Origin of the sequence: Pseudomonas kuykendallii (genome assembly GCF_900106975.1) — a bacterium.
In the GTDB taxonomy this organism is placed as follows: domain Bacteria; phylum Pseudomonadota; class Gammaproteobacteria; order Pseudomonadales; family Pseudomonadaceae; genus Pseudomonas_O; species Pseudomonas_O kuykendallii.
This window is the reverse complement of record NZ_FNNU01000002.1, coordinates 176,553-197,642: the sequence shown is the minus strand read 5'-3', so window position 1 is coordinate 197,642 and position 21,090 is coordinate 176,553. Positions and strand designations below refer to the sequence as shown.

Here is a 21,090-nt window from a genome sequence, read left to right as displayed (position 1 = left end):
GCGACTTCTCTCGTAGGGTGCGCCGTGCGCACCGGTAACCGTCAGCGGTTCGCGCAGCCCAGGCGGCCCGCGCGCCCTACCTCAACTATCTAGCCCTTGAAGCCGTCGCAGAAGGCCTGCGCCTCGGCCACGTCCAGCGTGCCTTCATAGATGGCGCGACCGGTGATGGCGCCAACGATGCCCGGCGAGCGCGCCAGCAGCAGCTTCTCGATATCGCCCAGGTTGTGGATGCCGCCTGAGGCGATCACCGGAATGCGGCTGGCGGCGGCCAGGGCTGCGGTAGCCTCGACGTTGCAGCCCTGCATCATGCCGTCCTTGGCGATGTCGGTGTAGACGATCGCGGCGACGCCGTCGGCCTCGAAGCGCTTCGCCAGGTCGACCACCTGCAAGGCGCTGACCTCCGCCCAGCCGTCGGTGGCGACGAAGCCATCCTTGGCGTCCAGGCCGACGATGACCTTGCCCGGGAAGGCCTTGCACGCCTCGGTGACGAATTCCGGCTGCTTGACCGCCTTGGTGCCGATGATCACGTAGCTCACGCCGGCCTTGATGTAGTGCTCGATGGTCTCCAGCGAACGGATGCCGCCGCCGATCTGGATCGGCAGGTGCGGGTAGCGCCGGGCGATCGCCGCGACCACTTCGCCGTTGACCGGCTGGCCCTCGAAGGCACCGTTGAGGTCGACCAGGTGGAGGCGCCGGCAGCCGGCCTCGACCCACTTCGCGGCCATGCTCACCGGATCGTCGGAGAACACCGTGGAGTCGTCCATACGGCCCTGGCGCAAGCGCACGCAGGCGCCGTCCTTCAAGTCGATTGCGGGGATGATCAGCATGTTTGTTCCTTCTTCGAAGGCACGCCGGGCAAGCGCTTCGGCGCTGCGAACCCGGGCGGCCCGGCAAGGGTAATCAGGGTTTCTCGAGCGCCCAGAGGTCGCTCTCGATGCTCTCGAAGCGGTCCTTGAGGTGCGCCTGCACGTCGAAGATCGCCTTGTTGTAGTAAAGCGGCGCCACCTCCCGGGCGAACAGATCGAGCACTTCCCGGGCTTCGAACGAACCCAGCTCCAGCTCGAAACGGTCCTCGAGAAAGCGCTTGAGCACCTCGACCGCGGCGCTTTCCTGGGCCGCGTCGAGTTGCAGGATCGGCATTTTCGCCTTGCGTGCGGTGCTCACCAGCGGCCATCCCAGGCGGCGAAGTTCTGCAGCAATTGCAGGCCGTGGGTATGGCTCTTCTCCGGGTGGAACTGCACGGCGAAGCGCGAGCCGTCGGCCAGTGCAGCGGCGAATTCCTTGCCGTAATGGCCGCGACCGACCACCTGGCGGGGGTTGCCGGCCTCGATGTAGTAGCTGTGCACGAAGTAGAAGCGGCCGTCGCCGGGAATGTTGTGCCACAGCGGGTGATCGACTTCCTGACGCACCTGGTTCCAGCCCATGTGCGGCACCTTGAGTGCCTCGCCGTCTTCCTGCATGTCCTTGCCGAAGAAGCGCACCTGGCCGGGGAACAGGCCGATGCAGTCGACGCCGCCGTTCTCCTCGCTGCGCTGCATCAGCGCCTGCATGCCGACGCAGATGCCGAGGAATGGACGGTCGACGCTGACCTCGCGGACCAGTTCGTCGAAGCCCAGGCGGCGAATCTCGGCCATGCAGTCGCGGATCGCGCCGACGCCTGGGAACACCACGCGGTCGGCCTCACGAATCACGTTGGCATCGCTGGTCACCTGGACGCGGCCGGCACCGACGTGCTCCAGCGCCTTGGCCACGGAGTGCAGGTTGCCCATGCCGTAGTCGATCACGGCGACCGTCTGCATCAGAGGATTCCCTTGGTCGAAGGCATCTGCCCGGCCATCCGCGGGTCCAGCTCCACGGCCATGCGCAGCGCGCGGCCGAAGGCCTTGAACACCGTTTCGATCTGGTGGTGGGTATTGGTGCCGCGCAGGTTGTCGATGTGCAGGCTGACCAGGGCGTGGTTGACGAAGCCCTGGAAGAATTCCTGGAACAGGTCGACATCGAAGCCGCCGACCACCGCGCGGGTGAACGGCACGTGCATCTGCAGGCCGGGACGCCCGGAGAAATCGATGACCACGCGCGACAGCGCCTCGTCGAGCGGCACATAGGAGTGGCCGTAGCGGGTCATGCCCTTCTTGTCGCCAACCGCCTGGGTGAAGGCCTGGCCGAGGGTGATGCCGACGTCTTCCACGGTGTGGTGGTCGTCGATGTGCAGGTCGCCCTTGCACTGGATGTCCAGGTCGATCAGGCCGTGCCGGGCGATCTGGTCGAGCATGTGCTCGAGGAAGGGCACGCCGATGTCGAAACGGGACTTGCCGCTGCCATCCAGATTGATCGAGACCTTGATCTGGGTCTCCAGGGTATTGCGTTCGACAGATGCCGTACGTTCGGCCATCACCAGCTCCGCGAAATCTCAGGGCGAAAGGGCGACATTATAGGCCGAACGCAAGGTAGGACGACAGGCCGCAGACACGGGCGCCTCGGCCGGCTACGGCGGCCCACGGAAAAGCCGTTTGCGCGTCCGCGGGCCGGAGCCGCTCGAGACCCCGGCGGCCCCGAGGACAGGCCCGACGCGGCGTTACCGCACCAGGCCCCCGCAAGTCCGCCAAGTCGCGCCGAAGGCATTGGCCCTGCCATCGGCTGTCACTGTGCATCGGCGCCGACTGGCCGACGCGCAGCGGGTCGTGGCACTCAGCCGAAGAGTGCCGCGGTTTTCTGCAGCGTGACCCAGACACCCCAGGCCAGCGGGATGCCGACCACCAGCCAGGCGACGATCACCAGCGGCACGCTCGACGGGCTGGCCGACCAGGCCAGCTCGCTGACCGGCGCGGACTTCTCGCCGTGGGCGCGCTCGGCGGCCAGTTGCTCGGCGCTCATGAAGTACTTCGGATTCACCGGGCGCACCAGCAGGTTGCAGATGAACCCCAGCACCAGCAGGCCGGCGAGGATGTACAGCGTGATGTCGTAGGCGGCGGCACGCTCGACGCCGATCGACAGCTGGTACTCGCGGATGTAGTTGACCAGCACCGGGCCGAGCACGCCGGCGACGGCCCAGGCGGTCAGCAGACGACCGTGGATGGCGCCGACCATCTGCGTGCCGAACAGGTCGGCGAGGTAGGCCGGCACCGTGGCGAAACCACCGCCGTACATCGACAGGATGATGCAGAACGCGCCGACGAACAGCGCCACGCTGCCGGCATGGCCGGACCAGGGCACCGAGGCGTAGAGCACGAAGCCGAGGGCGAAGAAGATCGCGTAGGTCGCCTTGCGTCCCAGGTGATCGGAAATCGACGCCCAGAAGAAGCGCCCGCCAATGTTGAACAGGCTGAGCAGGCCGGTGAAGCCGGCGGCGATCGCGGCGATCTGCGCCAGTTGCCCGGCGTCGAGGTCGCCGAAGCTGCCGTCGACACCCAGCAGGCGTCCGCCGAAGACTTCCTGCAGCAGCGGCGAAGCCATGCCGAGGATGCCGATACCGGCCGACACGTTGAGGCAGAGGACGGCCCAGACCAGCCAGAACTGCGGGGTCTTCCAGGCGACGCTGACGTGCACGTGGCCGTGGGTGATCATCGCGTTCTCGCTTTTCTTCGCTGGCGGCGTCCAGCCTTCGGGCTTCCAGCCGGTGGGCGGGACGCGGTACGACAGCGCGCCGCCGACCATGAACACGAAGTAGATCGCGGCCATGGCGACGAAGCTTTCCCACACGCCGACGCTGGTCGGGCTGGCGAAATGGCCCATCAGGTTGGCCGCCAGCGGCGCGCCGACCATGGCGCCGCCGCCGAAGCCCATGATGGCCATGCCGGTGGCCATGCCGCGCTTGTCCGGGAACCACTTGATCAGCGTCGACACCGGCGAGATGTAGCCGAGACCGAGGCCGATGCCGCCGATCACCCCGGAGCCCAGCCACATCAGCCAGATCTGGTGGGTGTAGATGCCGAGGGCGGAAATCAGCAGGCCGCCACACCAGCAGACTGCCGAAACCAGGCCGGCCTTGCGCGGGCCCGCGTGTTCCAGCCAGCCGCCCCAGATCGCCGCGGAGCAGCCGAGGAAGATGAAGAACAGCGTGTAGATCCAGCCGAGCATGGAAATCTTCCAGTCGCAGTCGGCGGCGAAGACCTGGGCGAGGAAGCCCATTTCCGGAGCGCAGGCCACGGCGCTACCGATGCCTACCGCTTTCGACAGCGGCAACCAGAACACCGAGAAGCCGTAGGCCATACCGATGCAGAGATGGATCGCGAGGGCAGCTGGCGGGACCAGCCAGCGGTTGAAGCCAGGACGGGCGATGGTGCGTTCCTTGGAGAGAAACGCCGGCCCGGCCTTGCCAACCGGCAAGGGAGAACTGCTCATGGGTAATTCCTATAGTTGTATGTGCATGCAAGGCAGGAACAAGCGCGCGGAATTTACCACGACGCATGCGACAACTCACCGCACCGACCGGGAAAATCCAGCGCGACTGGAACTTTCGCCCCGCCAGGCAGACGCATGCAGGTGGGCAACGCGCCATCATCCGTGATTGCGACCGCTCGGCCCTCACCGAATCTCGGCGACCTCACCGGACGACCGACCCGAACAGCCCTTCATGCAGCGAACGCCATGGATAGCATCGATACCCTAATCATTGGCGCCGGCGCCCTCGGCCTGGCCTGCGCCGCCCGTCTCGCCAGCCCGCAACACAGTCTGCTCATCGTCGAGCGCGAAAAGCTCATCGGCAGCCACACCTCCAGCCGCAATTCGGAGGTGATCCACGCCGGCATCTACTACGAACCGGGCTCGCTGAAGGCCGAACTCTGCCTGGAAGGCCGCGAACGGCTGTACGCCTGGTGCGCCGAGCGCGACGTGCCGCACCGGCGGATCGGCAAGCTGCTGGTCGCCGTGGAGGACGCCGAACGCGCCAAGCTGGAGAAACTCGCGGCGAACGCCGAGGCCTGCGGCGTCGGCGACCTGCGCAAGATCGGCCAGGCGCAGCTGGCGGAGATGGAACCGGCGGTACGCGGCGTCGCCGCGCTGCTCTCGCCGAGCACGGGGATCATCGACAGCCACCTGTACATGCACTCCTTGCTGACCGCCGCGGAGCAGCAGGACGCGCAACTGGTGCTCGATACCCGCGTCGACAGCCTGCACCACGACGGCGACGGCTGGATCGCCAGCGGCGTCAGCGGCGGCGAGCCGTTCCAGATAAAGGCGCAGCGCGTGGTCAACGCCGGCGGCCTGTTCGCGCAGGGCCTCGCCGCCCAGACCGACGGCCTCGGCGCCGCGCAGATCCCGGCCCTGCACATGTGCCAGGGGCGCTATTTCACCTACGCCGGGCGCTCGCCGTTCCAGCACCTGATCTACCCGATGCCGGAAGCCAACACCGCCGGCCTCGGCGTGCACGCCACCCTCGACCTCGGCGGGCAGCTGCGCTTCGGCCCGGACGTGCGCTATCTCGACACCCTCGACTATGTGGTCGACGAAGCCCTGCGCGAACCTTTCGCCACGGCGATCAGCCGCTACTTCCCCGGTCTCGACGCCAGCCGCCTGAATCCGGGCTACAGCGGCATCCGGCCGAAACTCTCCGGCCCCGGCGAGGCGGCCGCCGACTTCGTCATCCAGACGCCCGCGCAACACGGCCAGCCGGGGCTGGTGAACCTCTTCGGCATCGAATCGCCGGGGCTGACCGCCAGCCTGGCGATCGCCGAACGGGTCGCCGCAGCGCTCTGAACGGTCGCGTTATACTGCGGGCCCTCCATGCGTGCGGCTGTTTTGCCGCACGCCTCTTCACCCCGACTACAAGGACTCGTCCATGAAAGCCCTCGGCAAAATCCTGGGTCTGGTCTTCCTCGGACTGCTGCTGCTCCTGGTCGCCCTCGGTTTCGCGTTGACCCACCTGTTCGACCCGAACGACTACAAGGACGAGATCCGCAAGATCGCCCACGACAAGGCCAACCTCGAGCTGACCCTCAACGGCGACATCGGCTGGAGCCTGTTCCCCTGGCTCGGCATCGAACTCCACGAGGCCACGCTGGCCAGCGCCGCGACGCCGAACGAGCCGTTCGCCGACCTGCGCATGCTCGGGCTGTCCGTGCGCGTGCTGCCACTGCTGCGCAAACAGGTGCAGATGAGCGACATCCGCGTCGAAGGGCTCAATTTGACCCTGAAACGCGATGCCCAGGGCAACGGCAACTGGGAACAGGTCGGCCACCCGGCGCCCCAGGCCAGCGGCGAGGTGACGGCCTCCGCGCCCTCCTCCGACGCCGCCGAGCAGCGCGCCGAGGCGCCCGCCGAGCCGCTGAAACTCGACATCGACAGCCTCAGCGTGAAGGACGCCCGCGTCGCCTATCGCGACGAGCGCAACGGTCGCGAGTTCAACGCCGAGAGCATCGAGCTGAGCACCGGCGCGATTCGCGAAGGCAGCGACATCCCGATCACGCTCAGCGCCTTCTTCGGCAGCAACCAGCCGGTGATGCGCGCGCGCACCGAGCTGCAGGCCGACCTGCGCTTCGACCGCGCGCTCAAGCGCTACCAGCTGGGCAACGCGCGCCTGTCCGGCGAGGCGTCCGGCGAGCCGCTGCAAGGCAAGACCCTGGCCTTCAGCGCGCAGGGCGAACTGCTCGCCGACCTCGCCGCGCAGATCGCCGAATGGAACAGCCTCAAGCTGACCGCCAATGGCCTGCGCGGCATCGGCGACCTCAAGGTGCGCGACCTGGAGTCCGAGCCCAAGCTCAGCGGCGGCCTGTCCATCGCCGAGTTCAACCTCAGGGAGTTCCTCGAAGGCATCGGCCAGCGACTGCCCCCCATGGCCGATGCCGGCGCGCTGGGCAAGGCCGAGCTGGCCACCCGCCTGACTGCCACCGAGAACAGCATCACGCTGAACGACCTCACGCTGAAACTCGACGGCGGCAACTTCACGGGCGCCATCGCCGTGACCGACCTGGCCAAACGGGCATTGCAGGTGCAGCTCAAGGGCGACCGCCTGGACCTCGACCGCTACCTGCCGCCCACTTCGAAGGACAGCAAGGCCGCCAGCGCCGCGCGCCAGTCGGAAGTCGACGGCAGTATCGCCGCCGCCGGCCGCGGCACCAGCGAGCTGCCGGAGAAACCGTCGCAGCAGGCCTGGAGCGCCGAACCGGCGCTGCCGCTCGAACCGTTGCGCAAACTCGATGCGAAGGTCGATCTCGACCTGGGCCTGCTGACCCTGGACAAGCTGCCGATCACCAATGCCTCGCTCCGGGGCAATGCCAAGGACGGGCTGCTCGTCGTCGAGGAACTGCGCGGCGACCTGCACGACGGCCGTTTCGACGCCAAGGGCCGGATCGACGCGCGCCAGCCGGAAGTGCAACTCGCCCTGACCAGCCACATCGCCCGCGTGCCGGTGGAGAAGATTCTCCAGCGCAACGGCGAGGCGACGCCGATCCAGGGCCTGCTCGACCTGAACGCCGACCTGCGCACCCGCGGCAATAGTCAGAAGGCCTGGATCGAAGGACTTAACGGCACGGCCAACTTCAGCCTCAACGACGGCGTACTGGTCGATGCCAACCTCGAACAGCAACTGTGCATGGCCATCGCCACGCTCAACCGCAAATCGCTCTCCAGCGAGCCGCGCGGGCGCAACACGCCGTTCGAGCAGCTCCAGGGCAGCCTGACCTTCCGCGACGGCGTGGCCAGCAACCCGGACCTCAAGGCGCGCATTCCCGGCCTGCGGGTCAACGGCGACGGCGACCTCGACCTGCGCGTGCTGGGCATGGACTACCGCGTCGGCATCGTCATCGAAGGCGACAAGGGCGAAATGCCCGACCCGGCCTGCCAGGTCAATGCGCGCTATGCCGACATCGCCTGGCCGCTGCGCTGCCGCGGCCCGCTGGAACTGGGCGCCAAGGCCTGCCGCCTGGACAAGGACGGGATGGGCAAGGTCGCCGCGCAACTGGCCGGCGACAAGCTCAACCAGAAAATCGAGGAGAAGCTCGGCGACAAGGTCAGCCCGGAACTCAAGGACGCGCTCAAGGGGCTGTTCAAGCGATGAGCCCCGAGCAGTTCTCCGCGGCGGTGCTCGACTGGTACGACCGCCACGGCCGCAAGGACCTGCCCTGGCAGCAGGGCATAACGCCCTACCGCGTGTGGGTGTCCGAGATCATGCTGCAGCAGACCCAGGTCGCCACCGTGCTGGAGTACTTCGGCCGCTTCATGCAGGCGCTGCCCAACGTGCAGGCACTGGCCGAGGCGCCGGAGGACGAAGTGCTGCACCTCTGGACCGGCCTGGGCTACTACAGCCGCGCGCGCAACCTGCACCGCACGGCGAAGATCGTCGTCGAGCAGCATGGCGGCGAGTTTCCGCGTGACGTGCTCGCGCTGGCCGAACTGCCCGGCATCGGCCTGTCCACCGCCGGCGCCATCGCCAGCCTGAGCATGGGCCTGCGCGCGCCGATCCTCGACGGCAACGTCAAGCGGGTACTGGCGCGCTACACCGCGCAGAGCGGCTATCCCGGCGAACCGAAGGTCGCCCGCCAGCTGTGGAGCGCGGCCGAGCGCTTCACCCCGCAGCACCGCGTCGGCAACTACACCCAGGCGATGATGGACCTCGGCGCCACGCTCTGTACGCGCAGCAAGCCAAGTTGCCTGCTCTGCCCGCTGCGCGCCGGCTGCCGCGCGCATCTGCTCGGCCGCGAGACCGACTTCCCGACGCCGAAGCCACGCAAGGAGCTGCCGCAGAAGCGCACGCTGATGCCGCTGCTGAGCAACCGCGAGGGCGCCATTCTACTTTACCGGCGCCCTGCCAGCGGCCTCTGGGGCGGCCTCTGGAGCCTGCCCGAACTGGACGATCTGCGGGCGCTCGAAGACCTCGCCGCGCGGCATTTCCTGCAGTTGGGCGAACGTCGCGAGCTGCCCGGGCTGACCCACACCTTCAGCCATTTCCGCCTGGCCATCGAACCCTGGCTGGTGGAAGTCAGCAGCATGCCCCACGCCGTGGCCGAGGCCGACTGGCTCTGGTATAACCTCGCCACCCCGCCGCGCCTGGGCCTCGCCGCCCCGGTCAAGAAACTGCTGAAACGCGCCGCCGACGAGCTGAACGCAGGAGAAAGCCCATGACCCGCACCGTGATCTGCCGTAAGTACAAACAGGAACTGCCCGCCCTCGACCGTCCGCCGTACCCCGGCGCCAAGGGCGAAGAGCTGTTCAACAACGTCTCGAAGAAGGCCTGGGACGAGTGGCAGGCGCACCAGACCATGCTGATCAACGAGCGCCGGCTGAACATGATGAACGTCGAGGATCGCAAGTTCCTGCAGGCCGAGATGGACAAGTTCCTCTCCGGCGAGGACTACGCCCAGGCCGAAGGCTACGTGCCGCCCAGCGCCTGAGCGAAAACGTAAGCGCCCGTTCTGATTAAATATTTTCTTCACCTCGCTTGACAGGGCAAAGCCAAATCCGTTTAATTGCGCCCCGTTGCCCAGGTAGCTCAGTCGGTAGAGCAGGGGATTGAAAATCCCCGTGTCGGCGGTTCGATTCCGTCCCTGGGCACCACCTTTCGTTTTCAGGTGGTGCTTGAATCACCTGAAACCTTAAAGAACCGGCCCCAGGGCCGGTTTTTTATTGCCTGCATTTTGACCTCGGGCAAATCCGATGAACGCGCCCGCTTTCGAAGCGAACTCCCCATTTCCAATGTGCCATTATTGGCGCCCCAAGAGCGCCGCCCTTCACGTCACGGAACCCCTGCCGGCGGGAACGGCTCTAGCACAGGCAACGTGGAGGTTTTTCATGCGTGTGGCATTGATGGTGGCTGGCTTCAGCTCATGCGCGGCGCTCGCGGAAGCGGGTGAGGCTCAGAGCTTTCGCGAACTGACCCGCAAGTCCTGGGTCGAGTGCTCGTGGCGGGCCGATGCCTCCAGCATGCCGTTCGCCGGGGCCGCCGCCCTCATCCGCACCCGCGACTGCGTGGAGCTCGCTACCCTGCAGGCCGAGCGGGACTATCGAACCGTCTCCGGCAGCCTGCAGTCGACCCTGAGGCCCTACTATTCGGCATGGCGGGCAGGGATCGAGGCCCTTACGCAAGTACCATACGCGTCGCGGACAGTCGCCGAGCGCTCCATCGGCGAGTCGTCGAAACGCCTCGACGAGGCCTGGGCCGCTACCGAGACCGCGCTGCAGAACCCCAGCCTCGGGTCCGAGGACCTCGCCGTGACCGAAGTTGGCGCCGAAACACCTGCCGACATCCAAACAGCCGAGAATCTCTGAACGCTACCCGGCACGCTGGCGGACGAGGGCGGAGCGATTCCACCCATGGGAAGAACTCACCTCGTCCCCCGCCCGAAATGCAGCAGCGTGGCGAAAAGTAGCGCACCAACAGAGGGCGCAGCGTCGTTCGGCGCCTTTTCACCCCAACGCACTTGAGCCCAACAGCCGGCGAAAGGCGTTGAAAATGCGACAGCATGTTTGCTTATCGCGACAGTCAACTTCATTGATGCGACAAGCGCGACAGCGTCCAGATTGGATCAAAGGTTGCAAGCTTGGCTGTCATCTCACCCCATGCTAGCTTGCACCCGACCACGAAGAGGACCCCCCATGGCCGAGGCCGCGCCCGCGCTTGAAGTACGCAATCTGCATAAACGCTACGGCGACCTCGAGGTGCTCAAGGGCATCTCCCTCACCGCCCGCGACGGGGATGTGATCTCGATCCTGGGTTCGTCCGGCTCCGGCAAATCGACCTTCCTGCGCTGCATCAACCTGCTGGAAAACCCCCACCAGGGCCAGATCATCGTTGCCGGCGAAGAGCTGAAGCTCAAGGAAGGCAAGAGCGGCGAGCTGGTGGCCGCCGACAACAAGCAGATCAACCGCATCCGCAGCGAGATCGGTTTCGTCTTCCAGAACTTCAATCTCTGGCCGCACATGAGTGTGCTGGACAACATCATCGAGGCGCCGCGCCGGGTGCTCGGGCAGAGCAAGGCGGAAGCCGTCGAGGTGGCCGAGGCACTGCTGGCGAAGGTCGGCATCGGCGACAAACGCCACGTCTATCCCAATCAGCTTTCCGGCGGCCAGCAGCAGCGCGCGGCCATCGCACGCACCCTGGCGATGCAGCCGAAGGTGATTCTTTTCGATGAACCGACCTCGGCGCTCGATCCGGAGATGGTACAAGAAGTGCTTAATGTGATCCGCGCGCTGGCCGAAGAAGGTCGGACCATGCTGCTGGTTACCCACGAGATGAGCTTCGCCCGCCAGGTATCCAGCGAGGTGGTTTTCCTCCACCACGGTCTGGTCGAAGAGCAAGGATCGCCGCAGCAGGTCTTCGAAAACCCGCAATCGGCGCGCTGTAAACAATTCATGTCCAGCAATCGCTAACGGAGCTACGTCCCTCATGATGACTTACAAGAAGATGCTGCTGGCTGCTGCCGCCACTCTGGCGTTCGGCACCAGCGCTATCGCTGCCGACAAGCTGAAAATCGGAACCGAGGGTGCCTACCCACCCTTCAACCTGATCGACGCCAGTGGCCAGGTGGTCGGCTTCGACATCGACATCGCCCAGGCCCTCTGCGCGAAAATGAAGACCGAGTGCGAAGTCGTGACTTCCGACTGGGACGGCATCATCCCCGCACTGAACTCGAAGAAATTCGACTTCATCGCCGCTTCGATGTCGATCACCGACGAACGCAAGCAGGCCGTCGACTTCACCGACGCCTACTACACCAACAAGCTGCAATTCATCGCGCCGAAAGCCAGCACCCTGAAAACCGACAAGGCCAGCCTGAAAGGCAAGGTCATCGGCGCCCAGCGCGCGACCATCGCCGGCACCTGGCTCGAAGACAACATGGCCGACACCGTCGAAGTCAAACTCTATGACACCCAGGAAAACGCCTACCTCGACCTGGCTTCCGGCCGTGTCGATGGTGTGCTGGCCGACAAGTTCGTCAACTGGGAATGGCTGAAGAGCGCCGCTGGCAAGGACTTCGAGTTCAAGGGCGACCCGGTGTTCGACAACGACAAGATCGGTATGGCCGTGCGCAAGAACGACCCGCTGCGCGAGAAGCTGAACGCCGCGCTCAAGGAAATCGTTGCCGACGGTACCTACAAGAAGATCAACGACAAGTACTTCCCGTTCAGCATCTACTGATCGGTCCGGACGGCGCGGTTTCCACCGCGCCGCTCCTCTGCCACGCTCCCTTGCATAGTTCCTTGCGATGACTTTCGACCTTTACGGATTCGGCCCGGCACTGGCTGCCGGAACGCTGATGACCATCAAGCTGGCCTTGTCCGCGCTGTCCCTCGGACTGGTGCTCGGCCTGCTCGGCGCACTCGCCAAGACTTCCCCGTACAAGCCGCTGCGATGGCTTGGCGGCAGCTACTCGACCCTGGTTCGCGGCGTTCCCGAACTGCTCTGGGTCTTCCTCATCTATTTCGGCACCGTCGGCCTGATGCACGCCATAGGCGAAATGCTCGGCCGGCCCAACCTCGAGCTGAGCGCCTTCGCCGCGGGCACCATTGCCCTGGGCATCTGCTTCGGCTCGTACGCCACCGAGGTATTCCGTGGCGCCATCCTGGCCATTCCCAAGGGCCACCGCGAAGCCGGCCTGGCCCTGGGCATGAGCAAGGCGCGCATCTTCTGGCGGCTGATCCTGCCGCAGATGTGGCGCATCGCGCTGCCTGGCCTGGGCAACCTGTTCATGATCCTGATGAAGGACACCGCGCTGGTCTCGGTGATCGGCCTGGAAGAAATCATGCGCCGCTCGCAGATCGCGGTGACGTCCAGCAAGGAGCCCTTCCTGTTCTACATGGTCGCGGCCTTCATCTACCTGGGCCTGACCATCCTCGCCATGATCGGCATGTACTTCCTCGAAAAACGCGCCTCGCGCGGCTTCATCAGGAGCGCGGCATGAACTGGGAAGTCATCATCAAATGGCTGCCGCGCCTGACCGACGGCGCGATCCTGACACTCGAACTGGTCGCCTTCTCGGTCATCGCCGGGTTGATCCTCGCCTTGCCGATCGGCATCGCCCGCGCGTCGCGGCACTGGTACGTGCGCGCGATTCCGTTCAGCTACATCTTCTTCTTCCGCGGCACGCCGCTGCTGGTCCAGCTGTTCCTCGTCTACTACGGCGCCGCGCAGTTCGACGCCGTTCGCCAGAGCCCGCTCTGGCCGTACCTGCGCGATCCCTACTGGTGCGCGGTGCTGACCATGACCATGCACACCGCCGCCTACATCGCGGAAATCCTGCGCGGGGCGATCCAGTCCGTACCGCCGGGGGAGATCGAAGCCGCCCGCGCACTCGGCATGTCGCGCGCGCAGTCGATGCTGCACATCATCCTGCCGCGCGCGGTGCGCATCGGCCTGCCGGCCTACAGCAACGAAGTGATCCTGATGCTCAAGGCCAGTGCGCTGGCCAGCACCATCACCCTGCTGGAACTGACCGGCGTGGCGCGGACGATGAACGCCCGCACCTACCTGCCGGTGGAAGGTTTCTTCACCGCCGGGATCTACTACCTGGTTATCACCTTCGTGCTGATCAACGCCTTCAAGCTGCTCGAACGCTGGCTGCGCGTGGACGCCTGCCAGGGCCGCTGAGCCCTGCACCCATGGCATTCAGGCCCGCAGCCGTGCTCGACGGCGCCGCATTGCTCGAGCGCTTCCAGGCGCTCGATGCCTTCCTCGTCGAGCACCAGGCACTCTGGCGCCCCAAACCCTTCACCGAACGCCGGCTGCCCTGGGAAGACCAGCATCCGGCGCTTTCCGCCTGGTTGCGCCAGCGCAGCCTCGATGACGCCGAAGCCGCGCACAACCAGCCACACCACTTGCCGGCACCCGCGCCTTTCCCGGCACTGGCGGAACGCTCGACGGCGCTCAGCGAACTGGGCGAGTTTCCCGCTGCGCAGCTGACCCCGCGATCCCGGCTCGACGTCGACGTGCCGGGCCGCAAATGGCAGCAGATCCACGCCTTCGCCAGCCGCCTGGGCTTCGACAGCGCGCCACGGAGCTGGCTCGACTGGTGCGCCGGCAAAGGTCACCTCAGCCGCCTGCTGGCCAGCCAGGGCCAGCCGGTGTGCAGCCTGGAATGGGACGCGCAACTGGTGGAGGTCGGCGAGCGCCTCAGCGCGCGCCTGCAGTTGCCGGTCAGCCATCATTGTCAGGACGTGATGGCCGCCGACGTGCTCGCGCATCTGCGGGCGGACCAGGCACCGGTCGCCCTGCACGCCTGCGGCGACCTGCACATCCGCCTGCTGCATCTGGCCAGCAGTGCCGGCTGCGGCCATATCGCCCTCGCGCCCTGCTGCTACAACCGGATCGCCGATGAGCATTACCAGCCGCTCAGCGCCGCCGCGGCCGGCTCGAGCTTGCGCCTGTCGCTGGACGACCTGCGCATGCCCATGCAGGAAACCGTCACCGCCGGTGCCCGCGTGCGCCGGCAGCGCGACGAGTCCATGGCCAGGCGCCTGGCGTTCGACCTGCTGCAGCGCGAGATACGCCAGCAGGACGAGTACCTGCCGACCCCATCGCTGCCGCCTTCCTGGCTGAACAAGTCGCTCGCCGACTACTGCCGCGACCTCTGCGAACTCAAGGGCCTGCGCCTCGATCACACGCCCGACTGGCAGCGCCTCGAGCGCTCCGCATGGGAATGCCTGGCCCAGGTGCGCAACCTGGAACTGCTCCGCGCCCTGTTCCGCCGCCCGCTGGAGTGCTGGCTGGCGCTGGACCGCGCCCTGTTTCTCGAAGAACACGGCTACCGAACGCGCCTGGGCAGCTTCTGCCCTCCCCAGCTCACACCGCGCAACCTGTTGATCCTGGCCGAAAAAAGGCATGCCGATTAGGTTTACAGCGGTGCGCCTGCCGCTATAATGGCGCCCCTTCATGCCGGTATAGCTCAGCTGGTAGAGCAACTGACTTGTAATCAGTAGGTCCCGGGTTCGACTCCTGGTGCCGGCACCATACAGATGAAAGGCCTGCGAGCAATCGCAGGCCTTTTTTGTTGCCTGGGGTTTTCGGGGCGGGGCGCTGGGTACTACCGAGGCGGCGATCGGAAGCGGGCGTGCCTAACCGAGCATCCGCGACTCGCCCGTCTCGCCCGCCCGCCCGAGGGACACCAGGTATCCCTCGTAGAAACCCAGGGCGGCGAGGTTCTTGTCCTTGGCCTCGATCATGATGTCGAAGCGCGGCAGGAAGCCCAGCGCGTAGGCGTTGGTCCAGCGATTCCACATCCGCAGGCTGTGGCCGTAGAGGTCGCGCCGGGGCATGACTTCCAGCAGCGCGTCCATTTCCAGCTTGCGGTCGGCGTCGAAGCTCGCGTCCTGCAGGCGCTCGGTCGGTTGCGAGCAGTGCATGGTCGGGCGCACGCCACGCCAGCTGTCGAGGATGCGTGCGATGCGTGGGTCGTCCGGGGCGATGTAGTCGCCTTCGTTGATCCAGCAGTGATGGATGTCCAGCACGACGGGGGCAAGGTCGGCCAGTTGCAGGCAGTCATCGACGCCGTAGGTCTTCTCCTCGTTCTCGAAGGTGATGCAGTGGCGCGCCACCGTCGACAGCCGCGGCCAGACCGCACGGATGCCCTCCCCGCCGAGGCGGCCGGCGATGTGCACGTTGCATTTGAAGTCCTGGAAGCGAACGCCGTAGCCCATCATGCGGATCATGTCGGCGTGGTACTCGAATTCGGCGAGGCTGTTTTCCACCACGCCCGGCTTGTCCGAGCCCAGTACGCAGTACTGGCCGGGATGGAAGGACAGACGAATGTCCGCCTGCCGCGCCAGCGCACCGATGGCCGCGAAGCCTTCCTCGAGAATCCGCGCGACGGCCGGGTCCCGGTAGAACGCCTGGCCGCGCGGATGGCTGTAGAACGGCAGCAGGTCGCTGCTCAGCCGCAACATGTGCAGGGTCGCGGGTAGCCCGACCACATACTCCAGCAGGCGCAGCTGCGCCTGGAGGTTGTGGGTGACGATGTCCAGCAGCTTGTCGCGGGCCACCTGCGGCGACACCCCGTCCATCCAGCGCAAGGTCGTGGTGCGCGGGTTGAAGCCCGCTTCGATCACCTTCAGCTCGGCGGCCGAAAGCTCGCGGACGGGATGTCGGAACTGGCAGGCGAAGCCGATTCGCGGGTGAGTCATTGGCGAGTTCGCGACGAGGTTCATGATCCGCGCGCCTTCTGCGCGGATGCGTTCTTGTGGCGCTCGGCGACCATCGGGTAGACCCGCTCGCCGGCGTAGGAGCCGTCGGCGTTGTAGATGGCCACCGAGGCGGTCTGGCCTTCGAGGAACCGCCCGACGATGCGCAGGATCTCCACCTTGCTGCCGGAGAATCGGCAGGCGCGTTCTTCGCCGTCGCGGACCAGTTCCCAGCCGTTGGCCGCGCGTCTCACCGAATAGCGATCCATGGTCGTCAACTCAACACGGGGTTCGAGTGGGCGTATTCGGGGTACTCACGCGCCTCCTCGAGGGTGTCGTCGCGGGTGAAGATCTTCACCGAAGCGGTCTTGCCGTCCAGGTAGGTCGGCAGCTCGGCCAGCATTTCTTCCTTGGTCAGGGTGCGCAGCACAGCGTCGTCGGAGCCTTCCGTGGCCATTTGCCAGCCCATGGGGGTCGGGGTGATGTGATAGGTGGTCATGGCGAGCCTCCGGGGGTTTATGAGTAGAACGTCCCGACGCGCCACAGGTTTCGTCGCTGTTGCGCAACGCCGACGACAGGCCATCCGCCGTGGCATTTGCCAGGCATGCCGCGCTCCCGGACACTAGCCCGACCTGGGCGAGCGACCGCGAGCGCCCTCCCACCGGACCACGGAGCGCAGATGAGCAACGGCAAACAGGCAGCAACCCCGGACGCCCTCTGGGTGCAGATGTGCGAGGCCGCCGGCCTCGATCCGCAGAAGCGCCTGGACGCGCGCAACGCGATCCTCACCAGCCCGCAGGCGCTGGACTGCACGGTCTATCGCCCGGATCAGAACGACCTCGATGCCGAGGAAGAAGACCTCGGCGATGCGCGCATCCTTTTGCTCGGTGCCTTCGAGCCGCCGGCCGACTGGAGCGAAACCGAGCGTGCGGAGTTCTACGACGACGCCGACCCACAGGCATTCTTCGAGGCGCTGATCGAGTGCGAAGCCAAGCCGGCGTCGAAGGCGTTCTTCATCGCCGAGGCGGGCGACTACGCCGCGGTGATGTCGCCGGCCGGAAAGGTGCAGATGTATTACCTGCTGGAATCCGAAGAAACCGACGAAGGGCTGCGCTGCGTGCTGCTGCGCGACGACGAGCTGGACGCCTGAGACCGGCGGTGACGGGCGGCGCGCCGGTCAGGCGACGTTGAAGCGCAGCTCGAAGCGGATGCGCCGCGTGCCGTCCTGGCTGACGCTCACCGAGCCGCCGTGCAGGCGCATGATCGCCGCGACGATGGCCAGGCCGAGGCCGTTGGACTCACCGCCCTGGCGCGCCAGGTCGGCGCGGTAGAAGCGATCGAACAGCCGCTCCAGTTGGCCGGGATGCAGCGGCGAACAGCCGTTCTCCACCTGGATCAGGCAGGCGCCCTTCTCTTCCCGCACGCGGATGAGGATTTCGCTGCCGGCGTCGGCATAGCGGATCGCGTTGGCCACCAGGTTGCTCAGGGCGCGGCGCAGCAGCATCGGATCGGCGCGCAGGCGGCCACCGCCTTCGTGGCGAACCTGCAGCTGGCGCTCGTCGGCGAGGCCCTCGAAGTAGGCGACGATGCGCTGGATTTCCTCCTCCAGCTCCAGCTCGCGCAGGTCGAGAACCGCCTGGGCGTCGTCGGCGCGAGCGAGGAACAGGATGCTTTCGACCATCCGCGCGATGCGCTCCAGCTCGTCGAGGCTGGAGGCCAGCACGCCCTGATATTCGTCGACGCTGCGTGGCTGCTGCAGGGTGACCTGGGCGGTGCCCATCAAGGAGCCGACCGGCGTGCGGATCTCATGGGCGAGATCGGCGGAGAACTGGGTCAGGCGCCGATAGCCGTCGTCCAGGCGCTCGAGCATGGCGTTGAAGGCCTGGCTCAGTTGGCTCAGCTCCACCGGCGTGTCGGCCAGTTGCAGGCGGCTGTGCAGGCGCGCCGGGGTGATCGCCGCGGCCTGTTCGGCGATCCGCCGCAGCGGACGCAGGCCGCGACGCAGCAGCAGGAAGCCGAGCGCCGCGGTGAGCAGGAAGGCCAGCACCACCGCCGCGCCGATGCGCCAGCGGAAGGTTTCCAGCATGGCCATTTCCTTGACCAGCAGGTGCGCGGCGGTGATCCGCACGTCGCGCCCGTCCAGTTGCACCCGCGCCTGGGCGGCGCGCAGCGGAACATCGCCGGGGGCCACGCCGCTGCGCACGTCGGCGAGGCCCAGCGGCTCGCCATCGGCCACCGCCTGCAACGCCGGCAGCGCGGCGCCCCGCGGGTTCACGTTGATCAGCGGCGGCTGGCCGGCCTCGCCGATGAGGAAGATGTCGTCTTCCGCGCCGAGCATGTTCTCCACCAGTTGCGGGCTGGCCTGCAACTGTTCGAGGCTGAGGTCGTAGTGCAACAGCTTGCGGAAATGATCGAGACGGGCGAGCACCCCGTAGTCGCTGCGCTGCAGCAGGGTTGCCTGCAGCGAGTGGTAGAGGTACATGCCGGCACCGCCGACGGTGAGCATCGCCACCACCGCGAAGGCCAGGCTGGCGCGCAGGGTCAGCGAGGGCTGGCGTCGCACGGGCGCACCTCGCAGAGGTAGCCGATGCCGCGCACGGTGTGGATCAGTTTGTTCTCGTAGGGGTGGTCGATCTTGGCGCGCAGGCGCTTGATGGCGACGTCGACGACGTTGGTGTCGCTATCGAAATTCATGTCCCAGACCTCGGAGGCGATCTGCGCGCGCGACAGCACTTCGCCCTCGCGGCGCAGCAGCAGATGCAGCAGGGCGAACTCCTTGTTGGTCAGGGTGATCGGCTGGCCCTGGCGGGTGACGCGGCGGCGCAGCAGATCCAGTTCCAGGTCGGCGAGGTGGAAGTGGTCGGCCTCGCGCACCATGCCGCGGCGCAGCACGGTGCGGATGCGCAGCAGCAGCTCGGTGAAGGAGAACGGCTTGACCAGGTAGTCGTCGGCGCCCAGTTCCAGGCCGCGGATGCGGTCCTGCAACTGGTCGCGCGCGGTGAGGAAGAGTATCGGCACGTCCTGCTTCTTGCGCAGCACCTCGATGATCTGCCAGCCGTCGATGCCGGGCAGCATCACGTCGAGGACGATCAGGTCGTAGCGCTGCTCCAGCGCCAGGTGCAGGCCGTCGGCGCCGTGCTGCGCCCAGTCCACCTGATAGCCGGATTCGCCGAGGCCCTTCTTCAGGTACTCACCGGTGCGGGTGTCGTCTTCCACCAGGAGGATGCGCATCAGCGCGACACCTGTGCCGGGGCTGGGCGGGTGCCGCGCAGTTTCTTCAGCAGGCGGCTCGCCGGCGGCAGGCGCAGCGCCAGCAGCAAGGCGCCGCAGCTGAAGTAGACCAGCCACAGGCCGATGTCCGAGCGGACGATCCAGAGCATGTGCAACAGCGCCAGGCCGAGCACCGCGTAGACCAGCCGATGGAGTTTCTTCCAGCGCGCGCCGAGGCGCCGCATGCTCGCCCGGTTGGAGGTCAGCGCCAGCGCCAGCAGACCGCTCCAGGCCAGCGCACCGACGATGATGTATGGCCGCTTGCGCAATTCGACGGCGAGCTGGGTGAAGTCCAGGCCGAGGACGAACAGCAGGTAGGCGACCAGGTGCAGGCAGGCGTAGGCGAAGGTCCAGAGGCCGAGCTGGCGGCGGATGTGCGCCCAGCCGGACCAGCGCGTGGCCCATTGCAGCGGTGACAGGCAGAGCGTCAGCAGCAGGAGGATCAGCGCGCCCTGGCCGAGACGGTCGAGCAGCACCTTGCCCGGGTCCGGCCCAAGGGCGTTGCTCAGCGCCTGATAGAACCAGACCAGCGGCGGAATCAGCGCGGCGAGGAACACCCCGCCGCGCAACAGCGGTTGGCGGATCATCAGTAGTACTTCGCCAGGTCCATGCCCTGGTAAAGGCTCGCGACCTCGTCGCCGTAGCCGTTGAACATCAGGGTGTCGCGCACGTTGGGGCTGAACAGCCCGCTGGGCAGCCGACGCTCGCGGGCCTGGGTCCAGCGCGGGTGGTCGACCTGCGGATTGACGTTGGCGTAGAAGCCGTACTCGTTGGGAGCCAGGTTCTGCCAGGTGGTGTAGGGCTGCTCCTCGACGAGGCTGATGCGCACGATCGACTTGATGCCCTTGAAGCCGTACTTCCACGGCACTACCAGGCGCAGCGGCGCGCCGTTCTGGTTCGGCAGCACACGGCCGTACATGCCCACCGCGAGGATCGTCAGCGGGTTCATCGCCTCGTCCATGCGCAGGCCCTCGCGGTACGGCCAGTCGATCAGGCCGAAGCGGGATTTTTGCCCGGGCATGTGTTCCGGGTCACTGAGTGTCTCGAAGGACACGTACTTCGCCTTGCTGCTCGGCTCGGCGCGCTTGAGCAGATCGCCCAGCGGGAAGCCGAGCCAGGGGATCACCATCGACCAGGCCTCGACGCAGCGCATGCGGTAGATGCGCTCCTCCAGCGTGTGCGGCTGGACCAGGTCTTCCAGGCTGTACTGCCCCGGCTTGCCGACCGCGCCGTCGATCTTCACCGTCCAGGGCTCGGTCGGCAGGCCGCCGGCATTGGCGGCGGGGTCGCCCTTGTCCGGGCCGAACTCGTAGAAGTTGTTGTAGTGGCTGGCGTCCTGGAACGGCGTGATGCTCTCGCCCGCCACCTCCATCGCCTTCCAGCGCGCGCCGTCGAGTTTCTGCGCGAACCAGCCCGGCGGGTTGCCGGGTTCGACGCCTTCGTAGCCGGAGGCCGGCGCCTGCGCCTGCGCCCAGACCGGCAGCGCGGCACTGCCGAGCAACGCGGCACCGGCGCCCATGAAACGGCGCCGCGACAGGTAGACCGACTCCGGAGTGATCTCCGAGGAATCGCAGCGCGAACGCGGTGGAATTCGGATCAGCATGCAGGCCTCCTCGGTGAAAACCGGGTCTCGGAATCAATCGGACGACAGCGCCGCGCGAGGGTTCGGCGCGCTGTCCCGTGGGCCGATTCTAGCCGGGCGGGCCTGCCGCGTTGGTTACATTTTTGTCATCCGCGGGTCATCTTCGCGACCCTTGCCGCGACCGAGGATGGCAG

General features: G+C 66.7%; 23 protein-coding genes and 2 tRNA genes. 13 read left to right on the top strand and 12 right to left on the bottom strand.

Annotated elements, in window-relative coordinates:
• Positions 1 to 89: 89 nt before the first annotated feature.
• The 5 genes from hisA to BLV15_RS06080 form a co-directional block, all read right to left on the bottom strand.
• Positions 90 to 827, bottom strand: coding sequence for a 1-(5-phosphoribosyl)-5-[(5-phosphoribosylamino)methylideneamino]imidazole-4-carboxamide isomerase (hisA, locus tag BLV15_RS06100; RefSeq protein ID WP_090225553.1), 738 nt, complete (start codon positions 825 to 827; stop codon positions 90 to 92).
• A gap of 73 nt (positions 828 to 900) precedes the next feature.
• Positions 901 to 1,140 carry a DUF2164 domain-containing protein gene (locus BLV15_RS06095; RefSeq protein WP_090227359.1) on the bottom strand — a complete coding sequence of 80 codons (240 nt, stop codon included), beginning with the start codon at positions 1,138 to 1,140 and terminating at the stop codon, positions 901 to 903.
• A 20-nt stretch (positions 1,141 to 1,160) separates the two neighbouring features.
• Complete coding sequence (hisH, locus tag BLV15_RS06090) at positions 1,161 to 1,799, bottom strand: imidazole glycerol phosphate synthase subunit HisH (protein ID WP_090225552.1); 639 nt, start codon at positions 1,797 to 1,799, stop codon at positions 1,161 to 1,163.
• Positions 1,799 to 2,392 (bottom strand): imidazoleglycerol-phosphate dehydratase HisB, encoded by a 594-nt coding sequence (hisB, locus tag BLV15_RS06085; protein WP_090225550.1) that lies wholly within the window; start codon positions 2,390 to 2,392, stop codon positions 1,799 to 1,801. Before hisB ends, hisH begins: the two co-directional genes overlap by 1 nt.
• A 296-nt stretch (positions 2,393 to 2,688) precedes the next feature.
• The gene (locus BLV15_RS06080; protein WP_090225548.1) at positions 2,689 to 4,341 is read right to left on the bottom strand and encodes an OFA family MFS transporter; all 1,653 of its coding nucleotides are present in this window, start codon (positions 4,339 to 4,341) and stop codon (positions 2,689 to 2,691) included.
• Positions 4,342 to 4,587: 246 nt separating this feature from the next.
• Here BLV15_RS06080 and BLV15_RS06075 point away from each other — a divergent pair, with 246 nt between their 5' ends.
• The 12 genes from BLV15_RS06075 to BLV15_RS06020 all read left to right on the top strand — a co-directional run bounded on the left by BLV15_RS06075 (position 4,588) and on the right by BLV15_RS06020 (position 14,878).
• Positions 4,588 to 5,694, top strand: a complete 1,107-nt coding sequence (locus BLV15_RS06075; RefSeq protein WP_090225547.1) for an NAD(P)/FAD-dependent oxidoreductase — start codon at positions 4,588 to 4,590, stop codon at positions 5,692 to 5,694.
• Between the two features lie 82 nt (positions 5,695 to 5,776).
• Positions 5,777 to 7,993, top strand: coding sequence for an AsmA family protein (locus BLV15_RS06070; protein WP_090225545.1), 2,217 nt, complete (start codon positions 5,777 to 5,779; stop codon positions 7,991 to 7,993).
• Positions 7,990 to 9,057, top strand: a complete 1,068-nt coding sequence (mutY, locus tag BLV15_RS06065; protein ID WP_090225544.1) for an A/G-specific adenine glycosylase — start codon at positions 7,990 to 7,992, stop codon at positions 9,055 to 9,057. The genes BLV15_RS06070 and mutY overlap by 4 nt, the downstream gene beginning before the upstream one ends.
• Positions 9,054 to 9,326, top strand: coding sequence for an oxidative damage protection protein (locus BLV15_RS06060; RefSeq protein ID WP_090225542.1), 273 nt, complete (start codon positions 9,054 to 9,056; stop codon positions 9,324 to 9,326). The genes mutY and BLV15_RS06060 overlap by 4 nt, the downstream gene beginning before the upstream one ends.
• An 87-nt stretch (positions 9,327 to 9,413) precedes the next feature.
• Positions 9,414 to 9,489 (top strand) — tRNA-Phe (locus BLV15_RS06055).
• A 234-nt stretch (positions 9,490 to 9,723) separates the two neighbouring features.
• The gene (locus tag BLV15_RS06050; RefSeq protein ID WP_090225541.1) at positions 9,724 to 10,200 is read left to right on the top strand and encodes a hypothetical protein; all 477 of its coding nucleotides are present in this window, start codon (positions 9,724 to 9,726) and stop codon (positions 10,198 to 10,200) included.
• A gap of 327 nt (positions 10,201 to 10,527) precedes the next feature.
• Positions 10,528 to 11,301, top strand: coding sequence for an ABC transporter ATP-binding protein (locus BLV15_RS06045; RefSeq protein ID WP_090225539.1), 774 nt, complete (start codon positions 10,528 to 10,530; stop codon positions 11,299 to 11,301).
• Between the two features lie 16 nt (positions 11,302 to 11,317).
• Positions 11,318 to 12,070, top strand: coding sequence for an ABC transporter substrate-binding protein (locus BLV15_RS06040; RefSeq protein ID WP_090225537.1), 753 nt, complete (start codon positions 11,318 to 11,320; stop codon positions 12,068 to 12,070).
• 67 nt (positions 12,071 to 12,137) lie between these two features.
• The gene (locus tag BLV15_RS06035; protein WP_090225535.1) at positions 12,138 to 12,833 is read left to right on the top strand and encodes an ABC transporter permease; all 696 of its coding nucleotides are present in this window, start codon (positions 12,138 to 12,140) and stop codon (positions 12,831 to 12,833) included.
• Positions 12,830 to 13,519, top strand: a complete 690-nt coding sequence (locus BLV15_RS06030; protein WP_090225534.1) for an ABC transporter permease — start codon at positions 12,830 to 12,832, stop codon at positions 13,517 to 13,519. The genes BLV15_RS06035 and BLV15_RS06030 overlap by 4 nt, the downstream gene beginning before the upstream one ends.
• Before the next feature lie 11 nt (positions 13,520 to 13,530).
• On the top strand, positions 13,531 to 14,760 hold the full coding sequence (locus BLV15_RS06025; protein ID WP_090225532.1) for a methyltransferase: 1,230 nt from the start codon (positions 13,531 to 13,533) through the stop codon (positions 14,758 to 14,760).
• Positions 14,761 to 14,802: 42 nt separating this feature from the next.
• Positions 14,803 to 14,878: transfer RNA gene (locus tag BLV15_RS06020), tRNA-Thr, on the top strand.
• 104 nt (positions 14,879 to 14,982) lie between these two features.
• Here the strand turns inward: BLV15_RS06020 and BLV15_RS06015 are convergent.
• Genes BLV15_RS06015 through BLV15_RS06005 form a run of 3 tightly spaced genes read right to left on the bottom strand, consistent with a single transcriptional unit; the run spans position 14,983 to position 16,543 of the window.
• The gene (locus BLV15_RS06015; RefSeq protein ID WP_090227357.1) at positions 14,983 to 16,047 is read right to left on the bottom strand and encodes an apurinic/apyrimidinic endonuclease family protein; all 1,065 of its coding nucleotides are present in this window, start codon (positions 16,045 to 16,047) and stop codon (positions 14,983 to 14,985) included.
• 20 nt (positions 16,048 to 16,067) lie between these two features.
• On the bottom strand, positions 16,068 to 16,313 hold the full coding sequence (locus BLV15_RS06010) for a hypothetical protein (protein ID WP_090225529.1): 246 nt from the start codon (positions 16,311 to 16,313) through the stop codon (positions 16,068 to 16,070).
• 5 nt (positions 16,314 to 16,318) lie between these two features.
• On the bottom strand, positions 16,319 to 16,543 hold the full coding sequence (locus BLV15_RS06005; protein ID WP_090225528.1) for a DUF2188 domain-containing protein: 225 nt from the start codon (positions 16,541 to 16,543) through the stop codon (positions 16,319 to 16,321).
• A 228-nt stretch (positions 16,544 to 16,771) separates the two neighbouring features.
• Here BLV15_RS06005 and BLV15_RS06000 point away from each other — a divergent pair, with 228 nt between their 5' ends.
• Positions 16,772 to 17,194: a hypothetical protein gene (locus BLV15_RS06000; RefSeq protein WP_090227355.1), complete on the top strand. Its 423-nt coding sequence runs from the start codon at positions 16,772 to 16,774 to the stop codon at positions 17,192 to 17,194.
• Positions 17,195 to 17,221: 27 nt separating this feature from the next.
• Here the strand turns inward: BLV15_RS06000 and BLV15_RS05995 are convergent, their stop codons facing one another.
• Genes BLV15_RS05995 through msrP form a run of 4 tightly spaced genes read right to left on the bottom strand, consistent with a single transcriptional unit; the run spans position 17,222 to position 20,917 of the window.
• Positions 17,222 to 18,607, bottom strand: coding sequence for a heavy metal sensor histidine kinase (locus BLV15_RS05995; protein WP_090225526.1), 1,386 nt, complete (start codon positions 18,605 to 18,607; stop codon positions 17,222 to 17,224).
• Positions 18,586 to 19,275 (bottom strand): heavy metal response regulator transcription factor, encoded by a 690-nt coding sequence (locus tag BLV15_RS05990; protein WP_090225525.1) that lies wholly within the window; start codon positions 19,273 to 19,275, stop codon positions 18,586 to 18,588. The genes BLV15_RS05995 and BLV15_RS05990 overlap by 22 nt, the downstream gene beginning before the upstream one ends.
• On the bottom strand, positions 19,275 to 19,898 hold the full coding sequence (msrQ, locus tag BLV15_RS05985) for a protein-methionine-sulfoxide reductase heme-binding subunit MsrQ (RefSeq protein WP_090227352.1): 624 nt from the start codon (positions 19,896 to 19,898) through the stop codon (positions 19,275 to 19,277). The genes BLV15_RS05990 and msrQ overlap by 1 nt, the downstream gene beginning before the upstream one ends.
• A 2-nt stretch (positions 19,899 to 19,900) precedes the next feature.
• Positions 19,901 to 20,917 (bottom strand): protein-methionine-sulfoxide reductase catalytic subunit MsrP, encoded by a 1,017-nt coding sequence (gene msrP / locus BLV15_RS05980; protein WP_090225524.1) that lies wholly within the window; start codon positions 20,915 to 20,917, stop codon positions 19,901 to 19,903.
• Positions 20,918 to 21,090: the final 173 nt, after the last annotated feature.

Excerpts from the sequence above, each read along its gene's own strand:
- hisA (WP_090225553.1), bottom strand. The coding sequence starts at position 827 with ATGCTGATCATCCCCGCAATCGACTTGAAGGACGGCGCCTGCGTGCGC.
- BLV15_RS06095 (WP_090227359.1), bottom strand. The coding sequence starts at position 1,140 with ATGCCGATCCTGCAACTCGACGCGGCCCAGGAAAGCGCCGCGGTCGAG.
- hisH (WP_090225552.1), bottom strand. The coding sequence starts at position 1,799 with ATGCAGACGGTCGCCGTGATCGACTACGGCATGGGCAACCTGCACTCC.
- hisB (WP_090225550.1), bottom strand. The coding sequence starts at position 2,392 with ATGGCCGAACGTACGGCATCTGTCGAACGCAATACCCTGGAGACCCAG.
- BLV15_RS06080 (WP_090225548.1), bottom strand. The coding sequence starts at position 4,341 with ATGAGCAGTTCTCCCTTGCCGGTTGGCAAGGCCGGGCCGGCGTTTCTC.
- BLV15_RS06075 (WP_090225547.1), top strand. The coding sequence starts at position 4,588 with ATGGATAGCATCGATACCCTAATCATTGGCGCCGGCGCCCTCGGCCTG.
- BLV15_RS06070 (WP_090225545.1), top strand. The coding sequence starts at position 5,777 with ATGAAAGCCCTCGGCAAAATCCTGGGTCTGGTCTTCCTCGGACTGCTG.
- mutY (WP_090225544.1), top strand. The coding sequence starts at position 7,990 with ATGAGCCCCGAGCAGTTCTCCGCGGCGGTGCTCGACTGGTACGACCGC.
- BLV15_RS06060 (WP_090225542.1), top strand. The coding sequence starts at position 9,054 with ATGACCCGCACCGTGATCTGCCGTAAGTACAAACAGGAACTGCCCGCC.
- BLV15_RS06050 (WP_090225541.1), top strand. The coding sequence starts at position 9,724 with ATGCGTGTGGCATTGATGGTGGCTGGCTTCAGCTCATGCGCGGCGCTC.
- BLV15_RS06045 (WP_090225539.1), top strand. The coding sequence starts at position 10,528 with ATGGCCGAGGCCGCGCCCGCGCTTGAAGTACGCAATCTGCATAAACGC.
- BLV15_RS06040 (WP_090225537.1), top strand. The coding sequence starts at position 11,318 with ATGATGACTTACAAGAAGATGCTGCTGGCTGCTGCCGCCACTCTGGCG.
- BLV15_RS06035 (WP_090225535.1), top strand. The coding sequence starts at position 12,138 with ATGACTTTCGACCTTTACGGATTCGGCCCGGCACTGGCTGCCGGAACG.
- BLV15_RS06030 (WP_090225534.1), top strand. The coding sequence starts at position 12,830 with ATGAACTGGGAAGTCATCATCAAATGGCTGCCGCGCCTGACCGACGGC.
- BLV15_RS06025 (WP_090225532.1), top strand. The coding sequence starts at position 13,531 with ATGGCATTCAGGCCCGCAGCCGTGCTCGACGGCGCCGCATTGCTCGAG.
- BLV15_RS06015 (WP_090227357.1), bottom strand. The coding sequence starts at position 16,047 with ATGACTCACCCGCGAATCGGCTTCGCCTGCCAGTTCCGACATCCCGTC.
- BLV15_RS06010 (WP_090225529.1), bottom strand. The coding sequence starts at position 16,313 with ATGGATCGCTATTCGGTGAGACGCGCGGCCAACGGCTGGGAACTGGTC.
- BLV15_RS06005 (WP_090225528.1), bottom strand. The coding sequence starts at position 16,543 with ATGACCACCTATCACATCACCCCGACCCCCATGGGCTGGCAAATGGCC.
- BLV15_RS06000 (WP_090227355.1), top strand. The coding sequence starts at position 16,772 with ATGTGCGAGGCCGCCGGCCTCGATCCGCAGAAGCGCCTGGACGCGCGC.
- BLV15_RS05990 (WP_090225525.1), bottom strand. The coding sequence starts at position 19,275 with ATGCGCATCCTCCTGGTGGAAGACGACACCCGCACCGGTGAGTACCTG.
- msrP (WP_090225524.1), bottom strand. The coding sequence starts at position 20,917 with ATGCTGATCCGAATTCCACCGCGTTCGCGCTGCGATTCCTCGGAGATC.